This window comes from Paenibacillus marchantiophytorum (assembly GCF_014640555.1).
Lineage (GTDB): Bacteria > Bacillota > Bacilli > Paenibacillales > NBRC-103111 > Paenibacillus_E > Paenibacillus_E marchantiophytorum.
Genome location: NZ_BMHE01000009.1, coordinates 113078 through 138674, shown reverse-complemented (window position 1 = coordinate 138674; position 25597 = coordinate 113078). Strand labels below are relative to the sequence as shown.

Here is a 25597-nt window from a genome sequence, read left to right as displayed (position 1 = left end):
AATCTATTCAATTGCATAGATTTTTTCTATAATGGTCACGAACGATACCCAAAAGGAGAATCATGCCGATGAACTGGAATTTGATTAAGCTTCAAATCATTGAATTAATAGATAAACACAAACGAATTACAACCGTTGCTGATGAATTGGGGCTGAAACAACCGACCGTATCCTTTCATATGAAAAATATGGAACAAGAGCTGGGCGTCGGACTGTTTTACTCCAAGGCAGGGAAAGTTCATTTGACAGACGCAGGACAATCCTTGAATCATTACGCCAAAAAAATTAACGCACTTGCTCAGGAAGCAGAAAGAGTAGTGAAAGAATTTGATGAGAGGGGAAGCGGACATTTGAAAATAGGGGCCAGCTATGTGCCGGGGACTTACGTCCTGCCAAGCATTCTTAGCGCATTTTCCAAACGTTATCCGCATATTTCCATTTCACTTACCGTGAGAACCTCCCCTATTATTCAGGAAATGCTTCTCAATCATGAGATTGATATCGGTGTGATGTCTGCAGAACCATTTCAATGGGCACCTTTAATTGGTGAAACCTTATGTGAAGACGAGCTTGTTTTCTTCTTCAGCCCAGATCATCGTCTGGCTAGGTATGAAACTCTTTATCCCGAATTTCTAAAAGATGTGCCATTCATTCTACATGGTCAAGAATCCACCACGCGCACAATGACATTAAAATGGGCAAAAAACTTGGGGATCGAACTTAGACCTGTCATGGAAATGGATTCACTGGAAGCTATTAAACAAGCTGTACTTACTGGAGACAGCGTCTCCGTTATTTCTAAGATCGCTATCGCCAAAGAAATAGAGCACAAAGAGCTGGTCTATCATGTAATTCCGCATAATCCGTTTAAACGCTACATCTATTTCACATACAATGAGGACCGAATTCGTTCGTCCTTTTTCGGTAATTTTTTTGATTATCTGCGCGATTCCGTGAGGACATACTGAATTTTTTTACAAAAACTACACGTGCAGCTGATCATCCAAAAACAAATCTCATTTAATCTCAAGTCTGTAGGGAAAACCTTTCCAGATGATGAGGAGATGAATTGATGTTGAAAAAGAATGTGTTGAACATCGTTATGGCTGCCGTAGTAGGAACCACATTAGTAACTGGTATCGGAAGTGCGCCGCAACAAGCAGAGGCTGCCAGCAATATGGTGCCGAATTATGAAGTGAAGCTGCTGCTGAATCCAAGTGTCGTTCTGGGATCAGACTTCAAGCTTACAAGCAGCGTGAAAACGGCTTTTGGCATGCCGGACACGGTGACCAAAATGAACGTCCAGTTCCTGGATACGAATGCCAAAGACATTTATAACAATGGTTGGAGCACACGGATTCGTAAAACAGAAGGTGAAAATGACTTCGAACTCAGCTACAAGAAGCGCTATGCAGTGACAGGCAGTGATATTAACGGGGCTTTGACCTTAGCCAATCAAGAAGGTTTCAATTCCGGTGACACCGGGTACGAAGCTCAGATAGAGTGGGGATATCAAAAGAAAACGCTCAGCATCACACGGACCAAAAGCGGCAGCAAATCAGGCTACAGCGGTATGGATTTAACAAACCAAAGCGATTCCAGAAGCCTTCTTATCAATAACTCGCCGGATAAATTTAATAATTGGGTGTCCAGTGGTTGGGGGACAAGCAAACTGTCTTCTTCTCGTATTTATGGGCCTGTTTTGGCCAAACGCTCCATTGGTACCTGGAGTGGTCAGCAGCTTTACATCGAAGTTTGGCCAATACTTAATGCTGCTGGTACAGGCACAGAATATGTTGTGGAAGCTTCTTTTAAAACAGACAGTCAAACAACAGCATCTACCAAGCATGATGAGCTAATTACCTATTTGCAGAACAAAGGATGGTTCCTGGCTCAAGATTCTTTAAAAACACAACTCATTATGGATCGATATTAGACTATTTAAGGAGATGAGCGAATGTTTCAAGCACTGAACAAAACATCCAAACTGGTTCTGGCAACAACAGCCGCAGCAGTTCTTTTGGTAGGCGGGGTTTTCTCCCCGCAGCAGGCTTCAGCAGCAAACGGTACGCCTAGCTATGAAGTTAAACTCAATCTAGCTCCCGCAATCGTAGCTGATGCCAGTCATAACCTTGTCAGCAGCGTTCGCAGCCAATTCGCTACAGGTTCTTCGGCGAAAAGCTATCGTGTACAGTATATGGATACAACTGCACGCTCTTTGGATGGTCTGGGATGGAGCGATCGTATTCGCAAAAGAAGCGACCAAAACACCCATCAACTGCAATTCAAAAAGAGATATCCCGTTTCAGGCGGGGATATTAATGCTGCTTTGACTACTGCAGCGGGGGATGGCTTAAATAGTTCCGCTGCCGGCTTTGAGTTTCAAGTCGATTGGACATTCAGCAAACAAACCTTGAGTGTACAATACGAGAAAGATGTCACCGTTTCTGGGTACAGCGGAACCGGCTTGAATGTGCCAAATCTAGCCACCTCGCGTTCCATTTCTATCGCCAATGCGCCAAGTAAATTCAGCAATTGGACCAGCGCGGGCTGGGGAACATCGCAATTAAACAATGCAGTTATTTACGGACCTGTCGATTTCAAAAGATATAAAGGCGAATATAAAGACCTAGAACTAGATATCGAGATTTGGACAATACTCAACGCTGCAAAAACGGGCACGGAAGACATCGTCGAGGCTTCATTCAAAACAGACAGTTTGAGTGAAGCGACAAGTGTGCGTACTGATTTAATAAACTTGCTCCGTTCAAAAGGTTGGCTTGTTGAATCAGATATCCTTAAAACAAGCCTAATCATGGAACGCTATGCGCCAACAGCGCCAACACCAGATACTGTTGCGCCAACAGTCCCGACTAACGTAACAGCAACCCCTACCTCCAGCACACAAATTCAAGTGGGGTGGACATGTAACGTGAATGGAAGCTCCGTTTCGTATATTGAAGCTTAAACGTATACGTCAAAAAATGGAACATTTATAGTTACGGCATGTGCAACCTGCTCAGGTTCCAGTTGCATGGAAAAACCAAATGTTTCAGGTGATAGCGATACGAACAACCTGAGATACGAATTTAACATTGCAGTTGATTCCGGCAGCAGCAAACAAGTCACAACAGGCGGCTCCAGCTGGGCATGGAAAAAGCCGAAACGGGTATACACACGCTGTATATCAAAGTAAGAGGACGGTGCACGTGTGATAAAATCGCCCTCAGCAAAACAAGCAGCACGCCAAGCGGTCTTGGCGGAACCTCGCTGGTTCCTGCTTCTCATTAAAAGCATCCACATATCTTGAGGTCCAAGCCCTTTAAAAGCTTGGAGCCACCTTCATTGAAGGTGGTTTTTATCTGCTTATATCAACCTCAATCCCAACCCCAGGCCGACGCGAATTGACCGCCTCCGCCTCCTGCTATACTTTATTCTTGCGTGCTATAAGGACAATCCCATCCCCTCAGAAAGTGCCTGAACTTAATTAATTAGATATGGTCTTTTTTTGAAATGCTAAGTAAGAAACGAGATAATAAACAGAAGAAGTAGGAAGGGGAAAATAGTAGAAAGCAATAAAGCAAATGGTAAAAAAGTGAAAACAAACAGAAGGATGTACAGCAGAATGGAAAGAAGAACGGACAGAGAATGAGCAAAAGAATGGACAGAAGAACGGACAGAAGAACGGACAGAGAATGAGTAAAAGAATGAGCAGAAGAACGGACAGAGAATGAGCAAAAGAACGGACAGAAGAACGAACAGAAGAACGAACAGAAGAATGAGCAAAAGAATGGACTGAAGAATAACAGAACAACAGAACAACAGAAGAACAGAACAACAGAACAACAGAAGAACAGACAGAAGATTAAGCAGTAAAAATGAGCAAATAATAAACATAACAACACAAAGTAACGCAGTCAAAAGAACAAACTGGAAGTACAAACAGCAGAATAATTAAAACAAGTTGTTGTTGTTGTTGTTGTATAAAGATAAAGTATGAAGTCGTGTTCAAAGTACTCGAAGAATACATAGTAAACCTAAGGGAGACACAATGAGCGCACAACGTACATATTTTCAGGGATATATGCTGAAACAAAGCTTTACTAAGCGAGGAAATAGGGAAATATTTTTAGAAAAAAGGCTGAAACGAAGAATAAATTCCTCAAGGTATAATTGGAGATGAGTGGCGCCAAGACCATGGAATGTCGTATTAATCCATTGGGAAGCTTGTTTAGTAATTGAAAGTAAAGGTCGGAGTCGCTTGGGAGTATACAGTCCAGTAGTAATTGAAATATTTTGTGCGGATGAGTCAATATGTTGGGTTTGAAAGTTAATAATTTCAGAACGTGTAATGTGTCTGGATGTGGGATTGTGAGGGATAACATGCTTAATTTTGAGGAAGGTGGTAGTTTCTTCTGTGTGGTTAGGAGATGCAGCGATAAGAAGAAGGTGCTCTCTTGGGTGTTTGTGAACGGAGGGATTGAAGGGGCGTCCATAGACGGCTGAGTTAATGCTTATGGAACCAGTCAGTGGAATTTGATTATTTGATATATGAATCATAGAGCGGATTTTGTGCAAGATTGACCATGCTGTTTTATATGTAACTTGAATGATTTTGGAGAGCTCAACTGCGGTTGTCCCCTTTTCTTGACGGGCGAGCAGAAAAAAAGTAAGCATCCATTTGCGTAGCTCCGTTCGACTGCCTTCCATCACGGTACCGGAAATAAGGGAAACTTGAAATCGACAATAACAACATTCATATAGTGGAAGTCGACGAGTAGAAGTTACATAAGCATGACGATGAGAACAACGAGGGCATACGAAACCTTGAGGCCACCTAACACTAAAAAGGTAATCGACGCAGCTATTTTCAGTTGTGAATTGATTGTTAAATTGCTCAAGTGACATATTGGAAAAGTCCATGAGAGCCTCCTGGAAATAGGTTTTAGAACAAATGTTCTTATTTATATTATACCTAATAATTAATCAATTATCAAGATAAAATACTATTTATTTCCAACTAAAAAGCAATCTTTCTGAACTGAGGGATGGGGATAGCAGGCATAGGAGGTTGTGAAGCAACGATAATAAGATGGAAGCAGGAGATCGTCTGCATGGGATAGCAGGTCGTGGAAAGTGTCCTTCTTTTTCAATTCATGTCCGCATAAGGTAGTACTAATGAACAACGGGCTGGGGGAGGGAATGAGATGCTGCAAAGGCGACGGTGGAAAAGCAGGCCTTCAGGGAAAACGAACCGCAAGAAGGTACTGTTGATTGCTCTTGTCATCTTTGTCTTATTTGGTGTGCAATTTTTCATTTTCGTTGAACGCAATCTTAGGCCGCCATTGATGAATTTGGCCAAAGTGCGGATAAAGCAGATTGCCACACAAGCTATTAATACGGCCATAGCGGACCATGTGGCTGGGAGTACGAATGCCGAGCAGTTGATTGACTGGAAGATGGATAAAAATGGGAAGATTACAGGCTTTATGCTGAATTATAATGAACATATGCGGATTACTTCCGAGACGATTAAAACGGTGCAGGGAGAGCTTAATAATTTACAAAGTATTTCTGAACATATTCCCGTTGGGCAGGCGATGAACAGTGCTATTCTATCTTCTTTTGGCCCAGACATTCCGATTCGGCTGCTGCCAGTTGGCAGTGTGAAGGTTGATTTGAATACTCGTTCGCAAAATGCAGGAATCAATATGGTGATGTTTGAGGTGTATGTCCGAATTATTGCAGAGGTTTCTGTGATTATTCCGTTTGATTCGGATACTGAAATTGTGGAAACGGAGATTCCGATTTCTTACTCATTAGTGGTTGGCGATGTGCCTACTTATTATTATGACAATAAAGGTAACCCTGTTGGAGGCAATAAAGACTCCGGATTACCCAGTATATCCATTCCCCAGCTACCCAATGCAGGTAAACCAATCACGCCGACGGTTGAACCAGAGGCAGGGACTACCCATTAAGGGCTTATCCATGCTTAGTTTTTTCGTTTACTGCGTTCTTCACGCTCCCATTTACGAAGAGAAGGGTAGGGATCGAAGCTCCACTCTGTGAGTCCATTGTCCCGATAAAGTCCAAAGTGAAGATGAGGCGGGAATTTCCCGGACGTCCCTGGTTTGCCATAGCCGGAGCTGCCTACCCAACCGATGATTTGTCCGGGTTTTACGACGTCGTTTTCTTTGATTTCTTTTTGAAATCCGGAGAGGTGGGCGTAGTAATGATAGATATTGCTGGCATCTCGAATGCCTATCCGCCAGCCGCCGTAGGGATTCCAGCCTTTTACTTCAATTATGCCATAACAGGTGCTTCTTACAGGCACGCCATACCTGGCGAACAGGTCGGTTCCTTCATGAGAGCGATGCCCGCCCCATCCACGGTTATCTCCCCATGTGCTGCGATAAGAGTAATCTGCATTCACGGGTAACGGAAATGCATGCTCTCCGACATCAAGTGTGTTTAATGTGCCAAAAATGGTTGCGAATTGTTTGATGCGCTCAACACTGCGTGAGTTTTGATAATAATTCCAAAGGTTGATTTGTAAATTTTCTTCCTGTGTACCGTTTTTGGTCATGAGTTGAGCCATAGCTGCAAGTAGGTCTAGATCATTGTTTCGGTCTGCGATGCCGTCCCCTGAGCCATCACGGCCAAAGCCATGAAAGAAGGAGATGCTCTTAGGACTGGTATCTTGCTGATCTGGATTTAATAAGCCAGTCCACTCAGAGTCGGTAAAATAAATGTTGGTTATTCTTTGATGAACGTTTCTTTTTTTGGCAACATTCATTGTTCGTTCATATTGATCAACAGCTGCAAGGTAAGTCCATGGAATACCGGATACGAGACTTGTTTTCTCGAAAAGTTCTTTCCGCTCCGCGTTAAGGTTCTGAGGTGGTTTGATATCTGCAATGGATGCAGCTTTGCTTGAAAGACTCCCGGATTCGGTTGCTGATAGGAGGAGGCTAAGAACAAGAACCCGCGACCAAAACGGTGTGCTTTTCATCTCTATCATCCTTCCTGAAATGTTAGTTCTTAGGATGTGCTCTTCTGGGAATGTTTATCCACTTGGTCTTCCGTTGAGTTCTATTTTTTGCTATGATGCCAGTAAGAGGTGAGGATTTTGAGTTTTAATCACAGGGATGAGCATATTGATGAAAATATGCTGTTAATTCAGGCGAATTTGGATGATATGAATCCCGAGTGGGTTTCTTATATTATGGATAAGCTCTTTGAGGCTGGCGCTAACGATGTGTATGTTGTGCCGATTATTATGAAGAAGGGCCGTCCCGGAATTATGCTGAATGTATTGGTAGAAGACGGACGCTTATCCGATATCGAGGGTATTATTTTTAGCGAAACGACAACGCTTGGCATACGCTATATGCATGCTTCTTGCCATAGATTGGCTAGGGAATTTGAAAGGGTAGAGACTCAATGGGGAACAATGACTGTGAAGGTGGGTTACCATGGAGGGAAATTGGTTCAATTCGCACCGGAGTTCAAGGAATGTGAACAGATAGCGAAAGAATATCAAGTTCCATTGAAGTTGGTTTACGAAGAGGTTCGTGCGAGTTTCAGGCTGCAAAAAATAAAGAACGCCTCCTCCTGAATGATCAGGAAGAGGCGTTTTGACGTTATTATTGATCGTGATGATGATGGTGATCATCATGGGTGTGACCATGACTGTGTCCATGCTCTTGGGCAAGATGTTCGTGGCCTACTTGCCATTTGCCGATATAAGGATCGACCTTCCCTACTACGACACGAAGCACGTTAGGCTGGTTAGGTAAATCTCTTGTACCAGCACCATAGCCAATTGTATCGACGATCATGGGAGGAAAGCTTTTGGAAAATTCGTCGACGATACCGGATATAATTCCGGCACCTGTCGGGGTCGTCATTTCTAGGCTATAGTTGGTTGAAGCGATAGGCAAGCCTCGCATCATTTCTAATGTAGCCGGAGCGGGTACCGGATAAGTCCCATGATCGATATGAATGGTACCCGAACCTAAGGGAACCGGGGAAGCAAAGATACGTTCAATTTGCAAAGAATCAACGGCAAGAGCAACACCGACGATATCAACGATGGAATCGATCGCTCCGACTTCGTGAAAATGTACCTTTTCAACCGGGATGCCATGGATTTTGGCTTCGGCGATTCCGATCTTCTCGAAAATAGCTAAGCTTAAAGCTGTTACTCGCTCATTAAATCCAGCTGACTGAATCACTTTGACGATTTCCGAGTAATGACGATGCTGTTTGGGCGGATGGCTCGGATCTAGGATGACATCAAGCTTGAGGGCTGAAATTCCGCGTTTGACGACGCGTTTCCATTCCAAGTGATAAGGTTCCAGCTTGATTTTGGTTAGTTCTTCTTCAATGTAAACTCGATCTGCCCCTGCATCTACTAACGCGCCGAGAGTCATATCGCCGCTGATACCTGAAAAGCAGTCTAAATATAGAATGCGCATTGTGGGAACCTCACGCTCGTTTCGACATATTTTTGTTGATGAGCCCGGCATAGTAACCGGCTCCGAAGCCGTTGTCGATGTTAACGACGGATATACCCGGCGAACAGCTGTTGAGCATCGACAACAAGGGCGCGATACCTGCAAGATTCGCGCCATAGCCTATACTCGTCGGCACAGCGACGATGGGCTTGGACACCAGCCCGCCAACAACGCTGGCGAGCGCGCCTTCCATGCCGGCGACGACCACAATTGCGTTAGCACCGCGAATGAGGTCCAGCCGGCGGAAAAGCCTGTGAATGCCTGCTACGCCCACGTCGAAAATTCGTTCGACGTGGCTGCCCAGGCATTCTGCTGTAAGAGCGGCCTCCTCCGCCACAGGGAGGTCGGAGGTGCCTGCGCACACGACGGCAATGTAGCCGTCGTGGACTTTGAGCAGCGGTCGCTTGAACCAAGTGAGCGACCGGGCGGTTTCGTGGTAGGTGACGCCTTCCACGGCAGCGACAACATGGGCGGCTTTGACAGCGTCGACCCGCGTAGCGAGTACGCGATCGGTGTGCTCTGTCAGCCGCCGGAAGATGGTCTCGATCTGCTCGGCGGTCTTGCCTTCTCCGAATATGACTTCGGGGAAGCCCGTTCGCTTCTCGCGATCGATATCAAGCTGAGCAAATCCAAGATCAAGGTTGCCTGGCCCATGGCCGACGCCATCCTTGATGATTTGCTTTTTGGCTTCTTCTACGTCCAGATCACCTGTCTGGACAAGCTTTAAAATCTTTTCCAAGTCCATCATAGGGATGCTTCTTTCACCTTATCTTTAGTTTCTTTGGACAGCACTTCGTTCATACTGCCAGTGCGATAGCCTTGCAAGTCCAGCGTGACGTAGGTAAAACCGAGCTTGCTAAACTTTTCATAAATGGCGTCACGGTGTTCCACGACTTTATGTAGTTCATCCGGCATGACTTCAATCCGGGCAATTTTTTCGTGGTGACGCACACGTACTTGATACAAGCCAAGCTGAGACAGGAAGTATTCTCCTTCATCCAGTTGGTCAATTTTCCATTTCTCGATCTGTGTTCCGTAAGGAATGCGCGAAGACAGACAAGCAAAAGACGGTTTATTCCAAGTGCGCAGACCCAACTCTTTGGAAAGTTGTCTGATCTCGTCTTTGGTCATGCCGGATTCCTGAAGTGTACTGCGAACGCCTTGCTCGTTCTTGGCTTGAAGTCCCGGTCTATAGTCACCGAGATCATCCATGTTGGAGCCGTCCAGAATATAAGGGTAACCTAACTCTTTGGCTAGATCCTGCAAGTGAGAATAAAGTCCCGTTTTGCAATGATAACAGCGGTCTGGATTATTGGCGACGAAGTTCGCGTTCTCCAATTCTTTGACCTCTGTTTTGTACAGTGGGACACCAATTTGTTCTGCAAGTTCAACGGCTGCATCGAATTCCCGTGAAGGGAATGTTTCGGATGCGGCGGTGACGGCTAGGACTTGATCGCCAAGTTCTTGCTTTGCGCGTTTGAGGACAAATGTACTATCGACGCCTCCTGAGAAGGCGATTAATACACGGCCCATACCACGTAAAATTTCTCCCAGCTTGCGGTCTTTCTCTCGTGTTACTTCTGGTATGCTCAAGTTTCTTCCCTCCCATACAGCCTTTATGTCATAAGCTGAGCTGTTTTGGTGCATCTAGATTAGTGTATCACAACTGACTGGCAAAGTGGATTGTTTTGTCAGTCATTCATGTTATAATAACAACAATGAGAAACCAACAAAAAAGGCGGGATTTATAGTGCCTACAAAGCCATTAGAGAGAAAACCGGACTGGTTAAAAATTAATCTCAAGACAGACGAGAATTTCAAAGAAATAAAGTCAATGATGCGTTCCAAGACGCTGCATACGGTTTGTGAGGAAGCCAAATGCCCGAATATTCATGAGTGCTGGGCCAATCGCACCGCAACTTTTATGATATTGGGAGATATTTGTACCCGAGCTTGCCGCTTTTGCGCCGTGAAGACAGGCCTTCCCACAGAACTGGATTTGGAAGAGCCGGAACGTGTTGCTGATGCTGCTCTCCAAATGGGATTGCGTCATTGCGTCGTTACTTCTGTTGCACGAGACGATTTGAAAGATGGCGGCGCCATGATCTTCGCAGAGACGATCAAAGCAATCCGTCGTAAATTGCCGCTGTGCACCGTTGAAGTGCTGATCCCTGACTTCTTGGGGCGTGAAGAATCACTAGTGACGGTTCTGGAGGCGAAACCGGATATCCTGAACCATAACATGGAGACCGTTGAGCGCATGTCTGATCGCGTCCGCTCCAAAGCTAAGTATCATCGCTCGCTGGAGCTGCTTGAACGCTCCAAACGTATTGCTCCGAACATCCCGACCAAATCCAGTATCATGATTGGCGTAGGGGAAGAGTGGGACGAATTGCTGCAAACGATGGACGATTTACGTGCCGTGAACTGCGATATTATGACGATTGGGCAATATTTGCAGCCGTCAACCATTCATTTGGCTGTATCTCAATATTATACGCCTGAGCAGTTTGCCTTGCTGAAAGAGGAAGGCATGAAGCGTGGCTTCAAGCATGTGGAGTCAGGGCCATTGGTACGCAGCTCTTATCATGCTCATGAACAAGTGCAAGCCGCAACTCATGTTTAGATGAACTTAACGGATCATAAGAAAGGAGAGCTTCCTACCATCATGATTCATATCGCTAATAAAACATACGAGCTCGTAACAGATCACAAGAATGGCTGGAATTTTGAAGTGTTCAAAGAACGATTCAGTGAAGTGCTGGAACGTTATGATTATATCGTAGGTGACTGGGGATACAGTCAGCTTAGGCTGAGAGGTTTTTTCAAAGAAATCCACCCCAAAGCGACGAAGGAGTCATCGATTGCTTCACTACAAGATTACTTGAATGAATACTGCAACTTCGGCTGCGCATATTTCATAATTGAAAAAGTGAATGGCGCAAAGCAACAAGCGCCTTCTGAAGTGGCTGCAGCTGCAACGACCCCATAACATACTAGTGTTCAAAAGCAAAGACGCCGCTCTCTCTTCCGAGATGGGGGCGTCTTTGTTTACTGTTATTTGACTTCTAACCCTACGAAAGCTTCACGAACCCTGTTCCAGAAGGGGAACGGGCGGAATCTGGCGAACTTTACTTTCACGTTAGAAGCAACACGGCACCGAATAGAGACGACATCGCTGCGCTGCATGTACAAATGATCGAGGGAGAGGAGCATGTTCTGCTGCGCTTTGGGGTAAATATCACAATGGTGATGTTTGGGCAGAATCATTGAAGAACCTAGCGTTCGATAAACACGGTTGTTGATCGAAGCGATTTCTGCAATCTGGATGGCCTCCAGCGAAGGGTGAACCATAGCCCCGCCTAAACTTTTGTTATAGGCGGTACTGCCCGCAGGAGAGGAGATGCAGATGCCGTCTCCGCGGAACATTTCGAACATCTCATCGTTGACGTGCAAGCGAGCGACCAGGGAAACCTCGATTCCCCGCAAGGTGAATTCGTTGAGAGCAAGATGGGTCTCAATGCCTTGTTCTGTCGTGATTTCAATTTCTACAACGGGGTACTGAACGACATGCAGCTCCTCGGGTGTAGTTACGCTAAACATTAAGGAAGCAAGGTCATCTAATTCATGAGGTTTCCAATCCGCGAAAAAACCAAGATGGCCAGTATGAATGCCGACAAAAGCGATATGATCTAATTGCTTTGTATATTTATGAAAAGCTTGCAGCATCGTGCCGTCTCCGCCAATGGAGAGGACGATATCGGGATTCTCTTCATCCCTAGGCATGCCCTGTTGTGCGGCGAGAGTGTGGAAGCGCTCTGTCAGTTCCTTGGAGATGTCATCTCCACGTTCAATGACGTTGTATTTCAATGGTGTTCCTCCTAATCCAACGAACAGTATTTATCAATTTCTTGCAGAATGGAATCAGGTGTATGACGGAACTCTGTCGCGACACGATAGGAGTCATTGCTGAAGTTCGACACTCTGACAATCTCACCATAAGCGGTAATGGGATGTGGAAACCCGGGCAAGATGAAGCTGAATTCTAAGAATAAAGGGTAAAATAGCCGATTTGTTGTGACAAAAGAAAGACCACCCGCGCTAATATCAAGCAGCTGTCCGGAGAAAGCGACGCCTTTGCGTGCAGATAGGCCGCGAATGCCGACAATTTGAAGTGTAATCGGTGTACGAAGGGAGAGTTTAACTCGGTTATACTGTCTATTCTGATGCTGATGAATTTCTTCGGGAATGGATAATGTGAGGTAGCAAATCGACTTTTTTACCTCAAGCTGGAGTAAATCGACATACGTGTAATATAAAATTCCACGTTCTCGGAAAGAAAATTCAATGAATGAAACGTGTTCAAGTTTGTCAAATGGAAAGAACACGGATAGTTCTAAAAAAACAGTGAACGAATCTTCACCAATTTTATCGATCGTGAATTTTTCTTCGTAACAGAAGGGTTGTCCATCTTTGGATTCTCCTACAACGATCAATTGACAGTCTGTATTCTTAGTCCAATCCATAGCATCACCAATTGGTTAGATTTGCATTCCCTTTTCATAATAATTTATAAAAGAAAATAAGAAAAGCCCCAAACGGGGCTTTATGTCGGAAAATCGGGATTTATTGCCAAGATAAGGTGCTTGTGACGAGCGAAAGCTCAAAGGAATGGGCGAAGTTTGCGGAAATCGGTCGAACACGAATCGAAAAATGCGGGCCGTGTACTAAATGACTAGGAATCGTGGCTTTGAAGCTTTGCTGTTGTTCAATAAGCTCACCAATAGGTTCCATAGAAATAATTTTTTGCTCCCAAGAGTCGCCATGTTCTTCATAATAAATGACTTCAACCGCGGTATCTTGCGGCCAAATAGGGCCGAAGTGGATTTGGGCTGTGACGTCCTTCATTGATGGTTTTATTTCATGAAGCGGTACCTCTGTGGACAATTTAGCCGAGCGATCATCAATCCCGATAATTTGGACGTGATACCAGTTATTGCGGATGAACTGTTTGTAGTCAGCAACTTTGGTGGCCACATCATATTGGTTCGTGACGAAAAGTCTGGCTCTTTCGGCTGTGGGGAGGTAAGCTTTTTCCGTGTAATCCTGCACCATACGATGTGTGTTGTAGGTGGGACTCAACGATTGAATCGAGCGTTTCATACGACTGATCCATTGATGAGGAAGTGCCCCTTGATTGTAATAGAGTGGAATGATCTCCTTCTCTAAAATGTGATAGATGGCATGTGTGTTTTCTTTCTCTTGTGTGGCCCAATCCGCGGCTCCCGTTGACCCAATGGCCCAACCATTGGTCCCGTTGTAGCCTTCCTCCCACCAACCATCAAGTACACTAAAATTAAGCACGCCATTCATCGCAGCCTTCTGACCGCTGGTACCGCTGGCTTCGAGCGGTCTGCGAGGATTATTCAGCCAAACGTCTACGCCTTGGACGAGATAGCGAGCCATATTCATATCGTAGTTCTCAAGCATGACGATTTTGCCGACGAATTCTTTCATCTGAGAAACACGGTAAATTTCACGGATCAGTTCCTGGCCGGGGTAATCGGCGGGATGAGCCTTGCCGGCGAATATAAATTGGACCGGTCTTTCCGGGTCATTAATGAGCTTCTTAAGCCGGTACAAGTCATTGAAAATCAGATTCGCCCGCTTGTAGGTGGCGAATCGTCTTGCAAATCCAATAGTCAGTGCTTTGGGGTTCAAGTACTGCCTGACTTCCTGAATCCGCTCTTCAGATTCGCCGTTGCGCCTGCGTTGTTCCAGTAAATTCTGACGAGTGAAACGCACCAAATCGTCTTTCAACTGCTGGTGGACCTTCCAGATGGACTCATCGGGAATGACCTCAACCTGCTGCCATTGATGCTGGTTGGCTTGTTCCTCGCGCCATGTTCCAGGGAGGAAACGATCGAACAGCTCTTTCCACTGCGGGGCTGTCCATGTATCCAGGTGAACACCGTTGGTGATGGAGCCGATAGGGACTTCACTGGCATCGATATGCCCGTGAAATTCTTTGAACATTTCACGGGATACTTGGCCGTGAAGCTTGCTGACGCCGTTGCGCATGCCGGCTGTATTCATGGCTAGATGGGTCATATTGAATTGACCCGAATGATGGTCCAGACCGAGAGCAACGATCTCTTGCTTATGGCGCGAAAGCTCTTGCAGCAAAGGGCCGAGATAATGCTCCACCATCTCGATAGAGAACGTATCATGGCCTGCTGGTACAGGCGTATGGGTTGTGAAAACCGTTGCAGAACGAACCGTTTCGACCGCTACGTGAAACGGAAGACCCAGATGCAGCAGCTCTTTCAGCCGCTCCAGCGTGAGAAAGGCTGCGTGGCCTTCGTTAATATGGTACACGTTGGGGTAAACACCCAGCGCGCGAAGCGCTTTGACGCCGCCGATGCCAAGGACCATTTCCTGGGCAATCCGAGTATCTTGATTGCCCCCGTACAGCTGAGCGGTCAATTCTTTGTCCGCCGGCTGGTTCGCTTCATGATCCGCATCAAGCAGATAGATGGGATTACGTCCAACGCGAACTTGCCACACCTGCAGGGTGATGGTGCGTCCGGGCATATCAATCGACACGGTAAGCTGTTGATCATTGTGGATCACTGGCTCAATCGGCAGCTTGGCGAAGTCATACGGATATAATTCGCTTTGCTGACCGCCGGAGGCATCGATTTTTTGGGTGAAATAGCCCTTCTTATACAGGAGGCCTATCCCGATTAAGGGGATGCCGAGATCACTGGCTGATTTCGTATGATCGCCAGCCAAGATACCCAGGCCGCCCGAATAAATAGGCAGTGATTCATGGAAGCCGAATTCTGCGGAGAAGTAAGCAATTTGCGCATAGCCGCGATCGGCATAGGTTTTTTGAAACCAGGTCGTGCCGTTTAAATAAGAATCAAAGGCGCTAATAACTTGATGATAGCTTGCTATAAATTCCGTATTCGTACTTAGGGCTGCTAGTTGGGTGTCTTCCAAGTCATGCAGTAAACGAACGGGATTATGGCCGGACGCGGCCCATTTGACAGGATCGATTTGGGCAAAAAGCTGCAAGGCTTCATGGTTCCAACTAAACCATAAATTGGCGGCCAACTCGTTCAATCTTTCAATGGTCGGAGGCAAATGTTTCACTGTTTGCGGGAAGGCTGCTTGCATATCCTGAGGTTCTCTCCCTTTATTAGCGTGATCGTGATTACCCATATTATCTTGTTCCACCAACCTTTTCATACACGAGTTTAAGTAAGGAATATGCAGCGAAGAGCCCTGCGATGACAGTAAAAGCTCCAAAGATGACCGATACGCTGACCGGCAGCATGAGCTTTAAATAACTGAGAACCGGAGATGAAGGCTCATATTGCGGGAAAAAGGCCGCTTTGGCATCGCGGAACGCCTGCATAGGCTCCCAAATTACGAGCACAATAGCCGCGGAGAGCAAGGCATGAATAAGCCGAGCAACGAAGAATGGCAAGTAGCGCAAGTTCGTATGACTTAGCAGGCTTACGATTTGAGCGTGAACAGACATGCCCCCCCAGGACAATATGAAAGCGCCGATGGCGACTTTGCTGGAAAGCGCCAGCGCAGCCGGGGCGTTACCGGCAGCTTTGGCCCCTAGCGTCACCTCAAACAAACCATTCATGACCGCTTGCGATAATTCGCTGGGCAATCCAGTAAGCTGTAGAACGGATGAGATGAGAACATATATCATATTCATAACGTGAGCCGAGGTTAGCACTTCCAAAACAACGGAGAAGAAGACGACAAGACCGCCTACAACGAAAATGAGGTTAAGGGAATGTTTAATGGATTGGCTGAGCAGCGTTCCGAGCGACCTGCCATCCTGAATTCGCGCAGTATGCATGGCATTAAAGGCTCTTTGCAAGATCCAGCCGCCGCTCTTGCTTTTCTGTGGCGTCGGCAGACTCTTGCGGCCGTGGAAGCGCATCATGAGACCAATCAGCAGGGAGCCTCCGTAGTGAGCTACAGCGAGTATCATGGCCAATGAGGCATCGTGGAAAAAGCCGATAGAAACGGCCCCGATCAAGAAAATGGGATCGGAGCTTGTGGTGAAGGCGACAAGCCGCTCGCCTTCCTCGCGGTTCACCAACTGCTGCTCCCACAGTTGGGAAGTTAATTTGGCGGCAACAGGATAGCCGGCTGCGAAACCCATCGCCATCACGAACCCGCCGATGCCGGGAATGCGAAAGACAGGGCGCATCATCGGGTCGAGCAGTGTCCCGAAGAAATGGACGATACCGAAGCCGAGCATAATTTCCGATATGACGAAGAACGGGAACAGCGCGGGGAAAAGCACATCCCACCAAATGGAAACGCCGCGCAATGCGGCTCGAAGGCCGTCATGAGGGAACGCAAATAAGCATAGAATAATGGCAATCACCACAAAGGCCATCAGCAGCGCAGCAGTGAAGTTTCGTTTCTGCACGGATAAGACACCTCCTTCTCTTCAACTATATGAAGAGAATGGGACATACATGCCGTCCCAAAAAACTTGGACTTTGGTACTGTGCATGGCATGATTTTATGGTAAAATAGAACTAGTCAAAGTCTTATATCCTAGGCAGTGGGAGTGATTCTAATGACAGGTATCATTGCCGGTTTGTTCGTTTGTATGTTTGTGTTTGTCATTCGGGAAACACTTATGCATGCAGGGGATGAGGATTTAGAAAACTATTAAGAACCAAGAGTAGAGAGGTCTTTCACATGTCAGATCGTGAACGCAGCACGTTATACGAATTGATGGGGGGCGCAGAAACCGTTCAGCGAATTGTTGATGCCTTTTATCCAAAAGTGCAGCAGCATCCTTTGCTAGCGCCACTGTTCCCTTCCGATATAGAGCCCGTAATTGAGAAGCAATACCTATTTTTAAGCCAGTTTTTCGGTGGCCCAACCTTGTATTCGGATGCCCATGGACACCCGATGATGAGAGCCAGACATATGGCTTTCCCTATAACAAAGGATCGAGCAGATGCTTGGTTAGGCTGTATGGCTGAAGCTTTGGCAGAGGTAGGACTACCCCCGGATTTACGGGATTTTTTATTAGAACGGCTTAAAGGCTCTGCCTATCATTTTATTAATACAAGCGAAGAAGAATAGTTCTTAGCTCCTATACCATTTTTTTGAAAAAAGGCGGGGTTGCATGATGGTTGAACCTTTATATGAAATTACAGTCAAGTGCACATTTTGCGATAAGGCCTTCAAGACAATGAAGGTTCGCCCCAGCTTCAAAAAAGCGAGTAAAACGGATGCGGATTTCTGTGTTCATTATAAAGACATCAACCCCGATTATTATGTAGTGAGGATCTGTCCGTTTTGTGGATATGCGCATTCGGAGAACTTTTCGGATAAATGGAAGCCGGATCAAAAGCAAGCTTTCTACACCGATGTGTCGCAGAAATGGACGATGCGCGATTATTGCGGAGAAAGAACGAGGGAAGATGCTTTGCAGAGCTACAAGCTTGCTCTCCTCAGTGCGCAGATCAAAGATGAGAAAGCGCGTGTCATTGCTGGACTCCTTCATCACTTGGCATGGTTGTACCGGGCGTCTGGAGATTGGGAGCAAGAGAAGCGGTTTCTGGCTTTTGCCTTGGACGCCTATGTCAGTGTGTTTGAGACGGAAGGAATGGACCTGAATAATGCCAGGCTCATGTATTTAATGGGTGAGCTGAATCGCAGATTAGGGCGCTTCCATGAAGCCGTGAAATGGTTCTCGCGGATCATCAATGATCGCAAAATCATGGATGCCGCCATGATCAGAGCAAGCCGTGAACAATGGGTCATCGCCCGTGAGGATATGCTGGCCATTCGTATGGAGCTCCCGGAAGAGATGAAACAAGCTACATAATGTACGCCTTTTAATTTAAAATGAACGCTTAACTGTTCTTGGGAAAAGGTAAATCCCTTGAAAGGTTTAAGCGTTCTTTTTGTGATTGGCTATAGGTGCGCTTGCTGTTTGCATGTCGGTGTAGAGTGTTGAACGATTCTTACCGGAATGCTTGGACTCGTATAGAGCTTGATCCGCTTCGAAGATGACTCGTTTCAGATCGGCCTCAGGCGATTCAGCCGTTGAGATGCCGATGGACACAGTGATCGATGTTAAATCATGTTGGCGCTTATGGAGAAACGCTTCAATTACAACGAAGCATAACCGCTCTCCATATGCTTGAAGCCGCTGAGGATTGGTTTCGGTGCTGAGCAGGATGAACTCTTCCCCGCCATAACGGGCAATGTAATCCTGTTCATCAATATGCTGCCTAAGAACACTACTGACGTCTCTCAGCAGTTGATCGCCCTCCAGATGGCCGAACTGATCATTGTATTGTTTGAAATTATCCAAATCAATCATCATGATAGAGATTCTTCGTTTGTGAAGCGCATTCGCAGCGATCGGCATAAAGCTGCGCAAGTTAGGCAGCTTCGTTAAACTATCTTGATTCGCCTGCAGTTCCAATTGGCGCTGCAGACGCCAGCTCTTGTTCTCGTCATTGACCATGACGGTGATGACGATGAAGGCAGCTGACATAATAGCTAGCATAAATAACTGATCAATTGCGTAAAGCCATGTTAACTTGCTCGCAAGGAATCCATAAATGACAAGTCTAAGGAGAAAAACGTAGGAGCAGATCTGGAGTGCATGGCGGATAGGGATGTCCAGGAAGCCGCTGCGGTATTCTTTATTATGAAATAATGAACTGATTAACGCGGGAGCAAGCAGGTCTTGAGCGATGATGAACCAGGCATGGTCTTCGTGCGAAATGAAACTAAATCCAGAAGGCAACACCGTGGACAACAAGGCAACCGGCAGCCCATAGCGCAGCCCCGCCATGAAGATTGGCAAGGAGCGTAAATCGATCAGCCCAAGCGCCTCTGGCAAAGGTTCGAGCATCATAATAATGCAAGCAAGACCTGTGAGCAAGGGGGCAAGGAACTGCTCATAGGAATCGAAAAGCATCCTGCTGCGCACTTTCATGGCAATGTAATTAAGTGTGACTAAAGTACATGCGCTTGTCAAAGGAACGAGGTACTCATTCATAAGGGATCTGTTTACTCCTTGCGCTTGAAAGCTACGATTGATGATTCCGAACTGCGGTATCCGCCAATAAATAATCGCGGTCTGTATCAACGAGCGTCAATTTACTATGACAACAAGGGAACACAAGCAGCTTTTTCTTGCCTTCGTGAATGGACTTCAGTTCGTGGAGTTTCAGCGGCAGCAGCACATTAGGGCTTTGGCAAAAAGGACATTCGGCCACATAAATGTCCTTCATGATAATGTCATAGGGCCAAGTATTAGCAAATGGGATCAAAGCTTACTTCGATTCTGGATCGCTAGTTTCCGTTGCGGAAGATTTCGCGAGCTCTGCTAATTTTTGAAGTAAAATATGTTGTGGCATATGCATGAGATGTTCTAAAGGTACTTTCAGTTGCTCAGCCAGTTTGACGGCTGTTTCAGGCGAAATTTGTAACGGTTTCATACTTGTCATTCACACCATTCTGTTCCTATTTATGTGGAAGGAACTTACTTTATTGAATCATACTTTTTAGCTAGAAGCAATGAGGAAGATTACGATCGTTGCCGATCGCATATCGTTTATGATTTAATAAAAGAGGAAAGGAAAGGTGATCACTTTGCTGCATGTACCGCTTAATCAAACATGGGATTTAGAAAGCTTTTTCCCAGGTGGGAGCGAGTCTCCCGCATTCGCAGCTCATTTGAAAGAGCTGCAAGCTTCCATCGCTTCTTTTCAAGAGCAAGTATTGGCTACACCTTCCCCGCAGAAGGCAGCAGATTCAGATTCGTTAGTGAAATTAGTTGACTTGCTGCAGCATAATTTGACACATATTCTGGAGGCTGATTCCTTCGTTGGTTGTTTGCTGGCAGATAATCAGAAGGACAAGAAGGCCCCTGTGCTCAGCGGCCAAGTGAAAAGCTTGTTTGCTGAGCATTTGTCATCTCTTACGCGCTTCGACCAAGTGCTGACAGGAATTCCGGATGAGGTATGGTCAGAAATTCTCAGACAAGAGCCATTTGCAGCTATTGCCTTTTCACTGGAAGAGCGTCGTACTCTAGCGCAAGAAAAGCTGCCGCCCGAGCAAGAGGCTCTAATCAATGATTTGGCCGTAGACGGCTATCACGGGTGGGGAGATTTGTATAATTCGACCGTTGGTCAATTTCGCATGCCGGTTGAAGTCGACGGTGAACAGGTAGAGCTGTCTGCCGGTCAAGCTTTCAACAAGCTGCATACAGAGAACCGCGAAGAACGCCTTGCTTTATTCGAAAAATGGGAAAAAGCATGGACGGATAAAGAAGATTATTGCGCCGAAGCACTCAATCATCTGGCCGGTTTCCGTCTTCAAGTGTATAAATACAGAGGTTGGAAAAGCATACATAAAGAACCGCTCGCGATCAATCGGATGAAAGAGAAAACGTTGAATGTGATGTGGGAGGTTATTGACCGCAACAAAGGGATTTTCGTTGATTATTTGAACCGCAAAGCGAAGCTGCTTGGTGTTGAGAAGTTAGCTTGGGTCGATGTGGATGCGCCGCTTGGGGATTCCTCCAAGAAAATATCGTACGATGAGGGCGCAAGTCTCATTATCGAGCAATTCGAGCGCTTCAGCCCTAAGCTTGCGGCTTTCTCCACAACAGCATTCGAGCAGCGCTGGATTGAAGCGGAAGATCGCGCAGGCAAACGCCCCGGAGGCTTCTGTACGTCCTTCCCTGTAGCGGGAGAGACCCGCATATTCATGACGTATGGCGGAACCTTAAACAACGTCTCTACGCTCGCCCATGAGCTTGGGCATGGCTACCATCAGCATGTCATGACGGATATGCCAGCTCTGGCGCAGGAGTACGCGATGAATGTGGCAGAGACCGCTTCTACTTTTGCTGAGATGATTGTCGCGGACGCGGTAGTAAAAAGCGCCTCGACAGATGAGGAACGAATTATTCTGCTCGAAGATAAGATCCAGCGTGCGATTGCTTTCTTCATGAACATTCACGCCAGATTCATATTCGAAACGAACTTCTACGCAGAACGCAGTCAAGGCCTTGTAAGTGTAGAGCGATTGAATGAACTGATGGTGGATGCCCAGAAGCTGGCTTACAAAGATGCTTTAAGCAGCTATCATCCGCATTTCTGGGCGGCTAAGCTGCATTTCTATGCGACGGACGTCCCTTTCTATAATTTCCCTTACACGTTTGGATACATGTTCAGCGCGGGAATTTATGCTAGAGCGGCACAGGAAGGCGCAGCTTTTGAAGACAAGTACATTTCTTTGCTTCGAGATACAGGCAGCATGAACGTGGAAGAGCTGGCGCAAAAACATCTTGGCGTTGATTTGACGGAGTCTGATTTCTGGCAGAGCGCAGTCGATATGGCAGCGCAAGATGTGAAACAGTTCATGGCATTGACCGAATCGAAAATCAACGGCTAAAAAAAAGGCTTTCCCTCGCATGTGTGAGGGAAAGCCTTTTATGGTTTGGAGGAGACGGTTTATAATTTGAAAACTTGAATCGTTTGCTGCAGTTGCGTGACGACGCGGGTCATTTCTTCAGCCTGGGAGACAATGCCTTGTACCGTGGCAATTTGCTCATTCATGGAAGCTGACACTTCCTGTGTGCCTGCTGCTGATTCCTCGGTAATCGCCGAAATGTTCTCCATTGCCGAAGCGATTTGTCCGGAGCTGGCTAACATCTGCTCGCTCTCTTCCGCGAAGCGGGTAATCTCTTCAGAAATAAAGCCTACGCTGCCAACGATTTCTGCAAAAACAATTTCGGTTTGATCGATCAAAACCGTCTGTTTCTTAACAACATCTTCATTGACTTGAATGCTGCGAATCGCTTCTTGGATTCCTTGCTCAATGCTTTTGACGAATCCGAATACCTCACGGGTGAGGGAGGTTGATTCCTCAGCAAGCTTGCGAACTTCCTGAGCAACCACCGCAAAGCCGCGGCCGTGTTCGCCTGCTCTTGCCGCTTCGATGGAAGCATTGAGCGACAACAGATTCGTTTGTTCGGCAATTTCAGAAATCGATCGGGTTACCGTCGAGATGCCTGCTGCTTGCTTGGCGAGCATGTCGATTGTATCAGACACTTGCTGCGTGACTTCTACATTTCGCTTCATGCCAACGCCCTGGCTTTCCACAGATGTGCGGCCTTTATCAACCAGCGTCATCATTTGATCTGAACGCTCTTTCATTTCTTTGGCGGAGCTTGCGTAGTTGACGATGCGCACTTCAATGTCTTTGGATGTAATGGAAACGCCGGATACTTCCTCGGAGATTTGTCCGGCACCAGAGGCAAGCTCATGGGCCGAAATGCTTACTTGCTCTAGGACCGTGCGAAAGTTTTCATTTTTCACATAAATATCGCGGCTGGTTTGAAAGACTTGCTTCGAAATAGAACCTGTATCTCTCAGAATATCGCGGAGCTTATCAATCATTTTGTTGAAGGATTGCCCCAATTGTCCGAGTGTATCATCGGAGGTGATGGTCACTTTTTGAGAGAAGTCACCTTTGGAAATATTAAGCGCAATGCGGGAAAGATCGGCCACAGGCTCTGTTAGCTGGTTCTCGAACCACCTAATGAAAGGATAACTTAATGCAAGAATCACAATCAGGAAAATAATTCCTAGTAAGCGGTTCCAATCCGATGCAAACGTTAGAATCAGCATGAAAACACAGTTTAATCCAATCAGTGCATAGCAACCTAGCTGCAGCTTCTTTCTAAACGATAGGGTTGACATTTTATCCAATCTGACCGACTCCTCGCGAAATTTGTTTATTTATGCAGGAAAATGCGGGTTATGTTTGAAAATTATAACACTGAATTTGGAAACATTCTACATGATTTCGACAATAATCGTCTGTTTTATAGGATAAATTTGGGATTTATAAAAAAATAACCTAAAGAATAGCCGGAATTGGCTGAAAATTGGAAAAAAACCTGTTGAAAAGTGTAATTTGAATGGATATAATAGGTCTACAGTCATATAATTTACACATTTAGTAAAAAATAATAATTTAAGGAGGAAAGTAATGAATTTGGAGCATATCCCATTAGCGCGGCAGATTGATTTGGTGTTTAGGCAGATTAAAGAGGAGTTGTCACATGTCAACTCGGGGACTGTATTCGTACATATTCGCAACAATGAAATTGGAAAGTTTGGTATCAAACATCTGCCGTTCGAGAGCAAAGACGGTGAACTGCCAACAACTCCGATGAAAGGTTTGACGGAATTGCAGTATCAATCTTTTCGCAAAATGGCGATTGAATCTTTGAAACGGAAGAAAAGCTGGACGCATGGTGAAATTTTGTTTGATTTTACGATTAGACAGAACATGGTATCGGCAAGTATTATGTTTGAAAGCAACTATAACATGGCGAACATGGCAAGAACGATTTAGCACTTATACCTCATATCGCAAACAGCCCTAGTCAGTTGAATGACTGGGGCTGTTTTGTGTAAGTATAAGAAAATCTGTTATCTGCTGCTACGGTTAGCACTACCGCCTGCAAGTTGCTGTTCAGCAATTTGAACGAGGCGACGAGTAATGCTTCCGCCAATGGAGCCTGTGTCACGGGAAGTCATGTATCCATAGTAGCCGTCTTGAGGAATTTGGATACCTAGTTCTTGAGCAACTTCATATTTCAATTGATCCAAAGCTTGTGAAGCTTGAGGAACAACGAGGGAGTTGCTGCTGCGAGATTGTCCTGATGCCATCTGATATCACCTCCAGTAATAGGTAGTATAATCGTTTTTCGAAAATATACTCACGAATTAATTGGGAATTTTCACCATGCAATTGAATGCCGAAAGCAGAATGAGGCAGTCTTTGTTATAATAGGAAAAGTGAGTACATGGAAGAGATGGAGGCGGGGATAATGTTTGATGTTTCCATAAAGGGCTGGTCCCACGATAAGGATTTGCAAATTATTCAAGCGGATGTCCTTATGGCGGTGGATGACAGTGTTCTTGTAGAAGAGCCGCTTTGTGTGGATGTTGGGCTTCCGGCTTTCCTATATAGCGCACTGCACGATACAGCTCCGAATCGGTTTGCGCCTCCCGATCAATGGGAACGGATGCCGTTCTTTGTGTGCGGCTGCGGAGATCCCGAATGCAGAGGGTTTTCGTTTGTTGTGCATCATCTGGCAGACGCGCAAGTTGAACTTATTGAGGTTGAAGAACGCACGAACGGCACCTACCGCGAGCTCGAAACACACCTAATTTCGAGCATCGATTATACGAAGCAAGTGCTCGCTGTTGGCGAAACGTATCTTCAATTTATTCAAGGCCTGGATTACAGACCCTTTCTGGCGGATACGGTAAAAGTCGTGGAGGGATTAGTGGATCAATTACATCAACAAGTACGGAGTGAATCAGATGGCGGCAGTTAAATTTTATGTGGTTTGGGTAGGACATAAGCCAGGTATTTATAAAAGTTGGGCGGATTGTCAGGCACAGACGAAAGGGTATCCGCAGGCGAGATTTAAATCCTATGAATCGGAGGCGGAAGCTCGTCAAGCTTTGGAAAAAGGCTGGCAGAAGTCGCTGAATTTCTCGGGCAAAGGAAGCAGCGCAGGGAGTTCAGCCAGCAAATCGGCTACGCCTGAAACTGCGCCGGAAGTTGATTATGACAGTATTTCTGTCGATGTTGGCTGCTCCGGAAATCCAGGCATTGTGGAGTACAAAGGGGTTGATACGAGAACGGGTGAAATCATTTTCTATCAAGGCCCTATTTCCAAGGGGACGAACAATTTAGGCGAGTTTTTGGCGATCGTCCATGGGTTAGCTTATTTGCAGAAGCAAGGAAGCGATAAAACGATTTACACGGACTCGGTGACAGCTTTGAGCTGGATTCGGAAAAAAGAAGTATCTACAAACCTGGTTAGAGATTCATCCACGGAAGACATTTGGACGCTTGTTGACCGCGCTTTGAAATGGCTGCACAGCAACCGTTATGCAAATAAAATTGTGAAATGGGATACGAAGAAATGGGGAGAAATTAAGGCTGACTTCGGACGCAAGTAG

General features: G+C 46.0%; 28 protein-coding genes. 13 read left to right on the top strand and 15 right to left on the bottom strand.

From position 1 onward, the window contains the following. Positions 1–68 precede the first annotated feature (68 nt). The 3 genes from IEY34_RS11735 to IEY34_RS11725 all read left to right on the top strand — a co-directional run bounded on the left by IEY34_RS11735 (position 69) and on the right by IEY34_RS11725 (position 2968). Positions 69–968 (top strand): LysR substrate-binding domain-containing protein, encoded by a 900-nt coding sequence (locus IEY34_RS11735; RefSeq protein WP_189011613.1) that lies wholly within the window; start codon positions 69–71, stop codon positions 966–968. Between the two features lie 104 nt (positions 969–1072). Then, the gene (locus IEY34_RS11730; RefSeq protein WP_189011611.1) at positions 1073–1936 is read left to right on the top strand and encodes a hypothetical protein; all 864 of its coding nucleotides are present in this window, start codon (positions 1073–1075) and stop codon (positions 1934–1936) included. A 21-nt stretch (positions 1937–1957) separates the two neighbouring features. Further along, on the top strand, positions 1958–2968 hold the full coding sequence (locus tag IEY34_RS11725; RefSeq protein WP_229757595.1) for a hypothetical protein: 1011 nt from the start codon (positions 1958–1960) through the stop codon (positions 2966–2968). Here the strand turns inward: IEY34_RS11725 and IEY34_RS36735 are convergent. Then, a complete protein-coding gene (locus tag IEY34_RS36735) occupies positions 2965–3288 on the bottom strand; it encodes a hypothetical protein (protein ID WP_229757594.1) in 324 nt (107 codons plus the stop codon). The genes IEY34_RS11725 and IEY34_RS36735 overlap by 4 nt on opposite strands. 786 nt (positions 3289–4074) lie before the next feature. Then, the gene (locus IEY34_RS11720) at positions 4075–4923 is read right to left on the bottom strand and encodes a transposase (protein ID WP_189011609.1); all 849 of its coding nucleotides are present in this window, start codon (positions 4921–4923) and stop codon (positions 4075–4077) included. A gap of 284 nt (positions 4924–5207) precedes the next feature. Here IEY34_RS11720 and yunB point away from each other — a divergent pair, with 284 nt between their 5' ends. Then, on the top strand, positions 5208–5981 hold the full coding sequence (gene yunB / locus IEY34_RS11715; RefSeq protein ID WP_229757593.1) for a sporulation protein YunB: 774 nt from the start codon (positions 5208–5210) through the stop codon (positions 5979–5981). A gap of 14 nt (positions 5982–5995) precedes the next feature. On the opposite strand, the gene IEY34_RS11710 is transcribed toward yunB, so the two are convergent. Continuing rightward, positions 5996–7015: a M23 family metallopeptidase gene (locus tag IEY34_RS11710; protein WP_229757592.1), complete on the bottom strand. Its 1020-nt coding sequence runs from the start codon at positions 7013–7015 to the stop codon at positions 5996–5998. A 117-nt stretch (positions 7016–7132) separates the two neighbouring features. Here IEY34_RS11710 and larC2 point away from each other — a divergent pair, with 117 nt between their 5' ends. After that, positions 7133–7621: a nickel pincer cofactor biosynthesis protein LarC2 gene (gene larC2, locus IEY34_RS11705; protein WP_189011605.1), complete on the top strand. Its 489-nt coding sequence runs from the start codon at positions 7133–7135 to the stop codon at positions 7619–7621. Positions 7622–7649: 28 nt separating this feature from the next. On the opposite strand, the gene larC is transcribed toward larC2, so the two are convergent. Genes larC through larE form a run of 3 tightly spaced genes read right to left on the bottom strand, consistent with a single transcriptional unit; the run spans position 7650 to position 10115 of the window. Further along, positions 7650–8483, bottom strand: coding sequence for a nickel pincer cofactor biosynthesis protein LarC (gene larC, locus IEY34_RS11700; protein WP_189011603.1), 834 nt, complete (start codon positions 8481–8483; stop codon positions 7650–7652). 10 nt (positions 8484–8493) lie between these two features. Continuing rightward, a complete protein-coding gene (gene larB / locus IEY34_RS11695; protein WP_189011594.1) occupies positions 8494–9270 on the bottom strand; it encodes a nickel pincer cofactor biosynthesis protein LarB in 777 nt (258 codons plus the stop codon). Further along, positions 9267–10115, bottom strand: coding sequence for an ATP-dependent sacrificial sulfur transferase LarE (larE, locus tag IEY34_RS11690; protein WP_373291231.1), 849 nt, complete (start codon positions 10113–10115; stop codon positions 9267–9269). The genes larB and larE overlap by 4 nt, the downstream gene beginning before the upstream one ends. 157 nt (positions 10116–10272) lie before the next feature. Between larE and lipA the strand changes: the two genes are divergently transcribed. Both lipA and IEY34_RS11680 read left to right on the top strand, forming a co-directional pair. Beyond that, positions 10273–11148, top strand: a complete 876-nt coding sequence (gene lipA / locus IEY34_RS11685; RefSeq protein ID WP_189011576.1) for a lipoyl synthase — start codon at positions 10273–10275, stop codon at positions 11146–11148. Between the two features lie 42 nt (positions 11149–11190). Further along, positions 11191–11514 carry a YutD family protein gene (locus IEY34_RS11680; RefSeq protein WP_189011574.1) on the top strand — a complete coding sequence of 108 codons (324 nt, stop codon included), beginning with the start codon at positions 11191–11193 and terminating at the stop codon, positions 11512–11514. Between the two features lie 65 nt (positions 11515–11579). On the opposite strand, the gene IEY34_RS11675 is transcribed toward IEY34_RS11680, so the two are convergent. The 4 genes from IEY34_RS11675 to spoVV form a co-directional block, all read right to left on the bottom strand. Next, positions 11580–12392, bottom strand: coding sequence for an NAD kinase (locus IEY34_RS11675; RefSeq protein ID WP_189011572.1), 813 nt, complete (start codon positions 12390–12392; stop codon positions 11580–11582). Positions 12393–12403: 11 nt separating this feature from the next. Next, positions 12404–13048, bottom strand: a complete 645-nt coding sequence (locus tag IEY34_RS11670; protein ID WP_189011570.1) for a flagellar brake protein — start codon at positions 13046–13048, stop codon at positions 12404–12406. Between the two features lie 100 nt (positions 13049–13148). Further along, the gene (gene glgP, locus IEY34_RS11665; protein WP_229757591.1) at positions 13149–15749 is read right to left on the bottom strand and encodes an alpha-glucan family phosphorylase; all 2601 of its coding nucleotides are present in this window, start codon (positions 15747–15749) and stop codon (positions 13149–13151) included. Position 15750: 1 nt separating this feature from the next. Then, positions 15751–16989 carry a dipicolinic acid transporter SpoVV gene (spoVV, locus tag IEY34_RS11660; protein WP_373291230.1) on the bottom strand — a complete coding sequence of 413 codons (1239 nt, stop codon included), beginning with the start codon at positions 16987–16989 and terminating at the stop codon, positions 15751–15753. Between the two features lie 278 nt (positions 16990–17267). On the opposite strand from spoVV, the gene IEY34_RS11655 reads away from it, so the two are divergent. Together IEY34_RS11655 and IEY34_RS11650 are read left to right on the top strand one after the other, a co-directional pair. Continuing rightward, the gene (locus tag IEY34_RS11655) at positions 17268–17660 is read left to right on the top strand and encodes a globin domain-containing protein (protein WP_189011568.1); all 393 of its coding nucleotides are present in this window, start codon (positions 17268–17270) and stop codon (positions 17658–17660) included. A 46-nt stretch (positions 17661–17706) separates the two neighbouring features. Beyond that, complete coding sequence (locus tag IEY34_RS11650; protein WP_373291233.1) at positions 17707–18408, top strand: DUF2225 domain-containing protein; 702 nt, start codon at positions 17707–17709, stop codon at positions 18406–18408. 66 nt (positions 18409–18474) lie between these two features. On the opposite strand, the gene IEY34_RS11645 is transcribed toward IEY34_RS11650, so the two are convergent. From IEY34_RS11645 to IEY34_RS11635, 3 genes are read right to left on the bottom strand one after another with little or no spacing between them, the layout of a single operon-like run. After that, positions 18475–19596: a GGDEF domain-containing protein gene (locus IEY34_RS11645; RefSeq protein ID WP_189011564.1), complete on the bottom strand. Its 1122-nt coding sequence runs from the start codon at positions 19594–19596 to the stop codon at positions 18475–18477. 31 nt (positions 19597–19627) lie between these two features. After that, positions 19628–19870, bottom strand: a complete 243-nt coding sequence (locus IEY34_RS11640; protein WP_189011562.1) for a hypothetical protein — start codon at positions 19868–19870, stop codon at positions 19628–19630. A 3-nt stretch (positions 19871–19873) separates the two neighbouring features. Beyond that, positions 19874–20038, bottom strand: a complete 165-nt coding sequence (locus IEY34_RS11635; RefSeq protein ID WP_189011560.1) for a YycC family protein — start codon at positions 20036–20038, stop codon at positions 19874–19876. Between the two features lie 157 nt (positions 20039–20195). Between IEY34_RS11635 and IEY34_RS11630 the strand changes: the two genes are divergently transcribed. After that, on the top strand, positions 20196–22001 hold the full coding sequence (locus tag IEY34_RS11630) for a M3 family oligoendopeptidase (RefSeq protein ID WP_189011766.1): 1806 nt from the start codon (positions 20196–20198) through the stop codon (positions 21999–22001). A gap of 59 nt (positions 22002–22060) precedes the next feature. On the opposite strand, the gene IEY34_RS11625 is transcribed toward IEY34_RS11630, so the two are convergent. Beyond that, positions 22061–23311, bottom strand: a complete 1251-nt coding sequence (locus tag IEY34_RS11625; RefSeq protein ID WP_308423008.1) for a methyl-accepting chemotaxis protein — start codon at positions 23309–23311, stop codon at positions 22061–22063. Positions 23312–23603: 292 nt separating this feature from the next. Here IEY34_RS11625 and IEY34_RS11620 point away from each other — a divergent pair, with 292 nt between their 5' ends. Then, positions 23604–23972, top strand: a complete 369-nt coding sequence (locus IEY34_RS11620; protein WP_189011556.1) for an O-methyltransferase — start codon at positions 23604–23606, stop codon at positions 23970–23972. A gap of 77 nt (positions 23973–24049) precedes the next feature. Here IEY34_RS11620 and IEY34_RS11615 read toward each other — a convergent pair whose 3' ends face one another. Next, positions 24050–24289: an alpha/beta-type small acid-soluble spore protein gene (locus IEY34_RS11615; protein WP_189011554.1), complete on the bottom strand. Its 240-nt coding sequence runs from the start codon at positions 24287–24289 to the stop codon at positions 24050–24052. Between the two features lie 161 nt (positions 24290–24450). Here IEY34_RS11615 and IEY34_RS11610 point away from each other — a divergent pair, with 161 nt between their 5' ends. Together IEY34_RS11610 and rnhA are read left to right on the top strand one after the other, a co-directional pair. Then, positions 24451–24963, top strand: coding sequence for a hypothetical protein (locus IEY34_RS11610; RefSeq protein ID WP_189011553.1), 513 nt, complete (start codon positions 24451–24453; stop codon positions 24961–24963). Further along, positions 24950–25597, top strand: coding sequence for a ribonuclease H (gene rnhA, locus IEY34_RS11605; protein WP_189011550.1), 648 nt, complete (start codon positions 24950–24952; stop codon positions 25595–25597). The genes IEY34_RS11610 and rnhA overlap by 14 nt, the downstream gene beginning before the upstream one ends.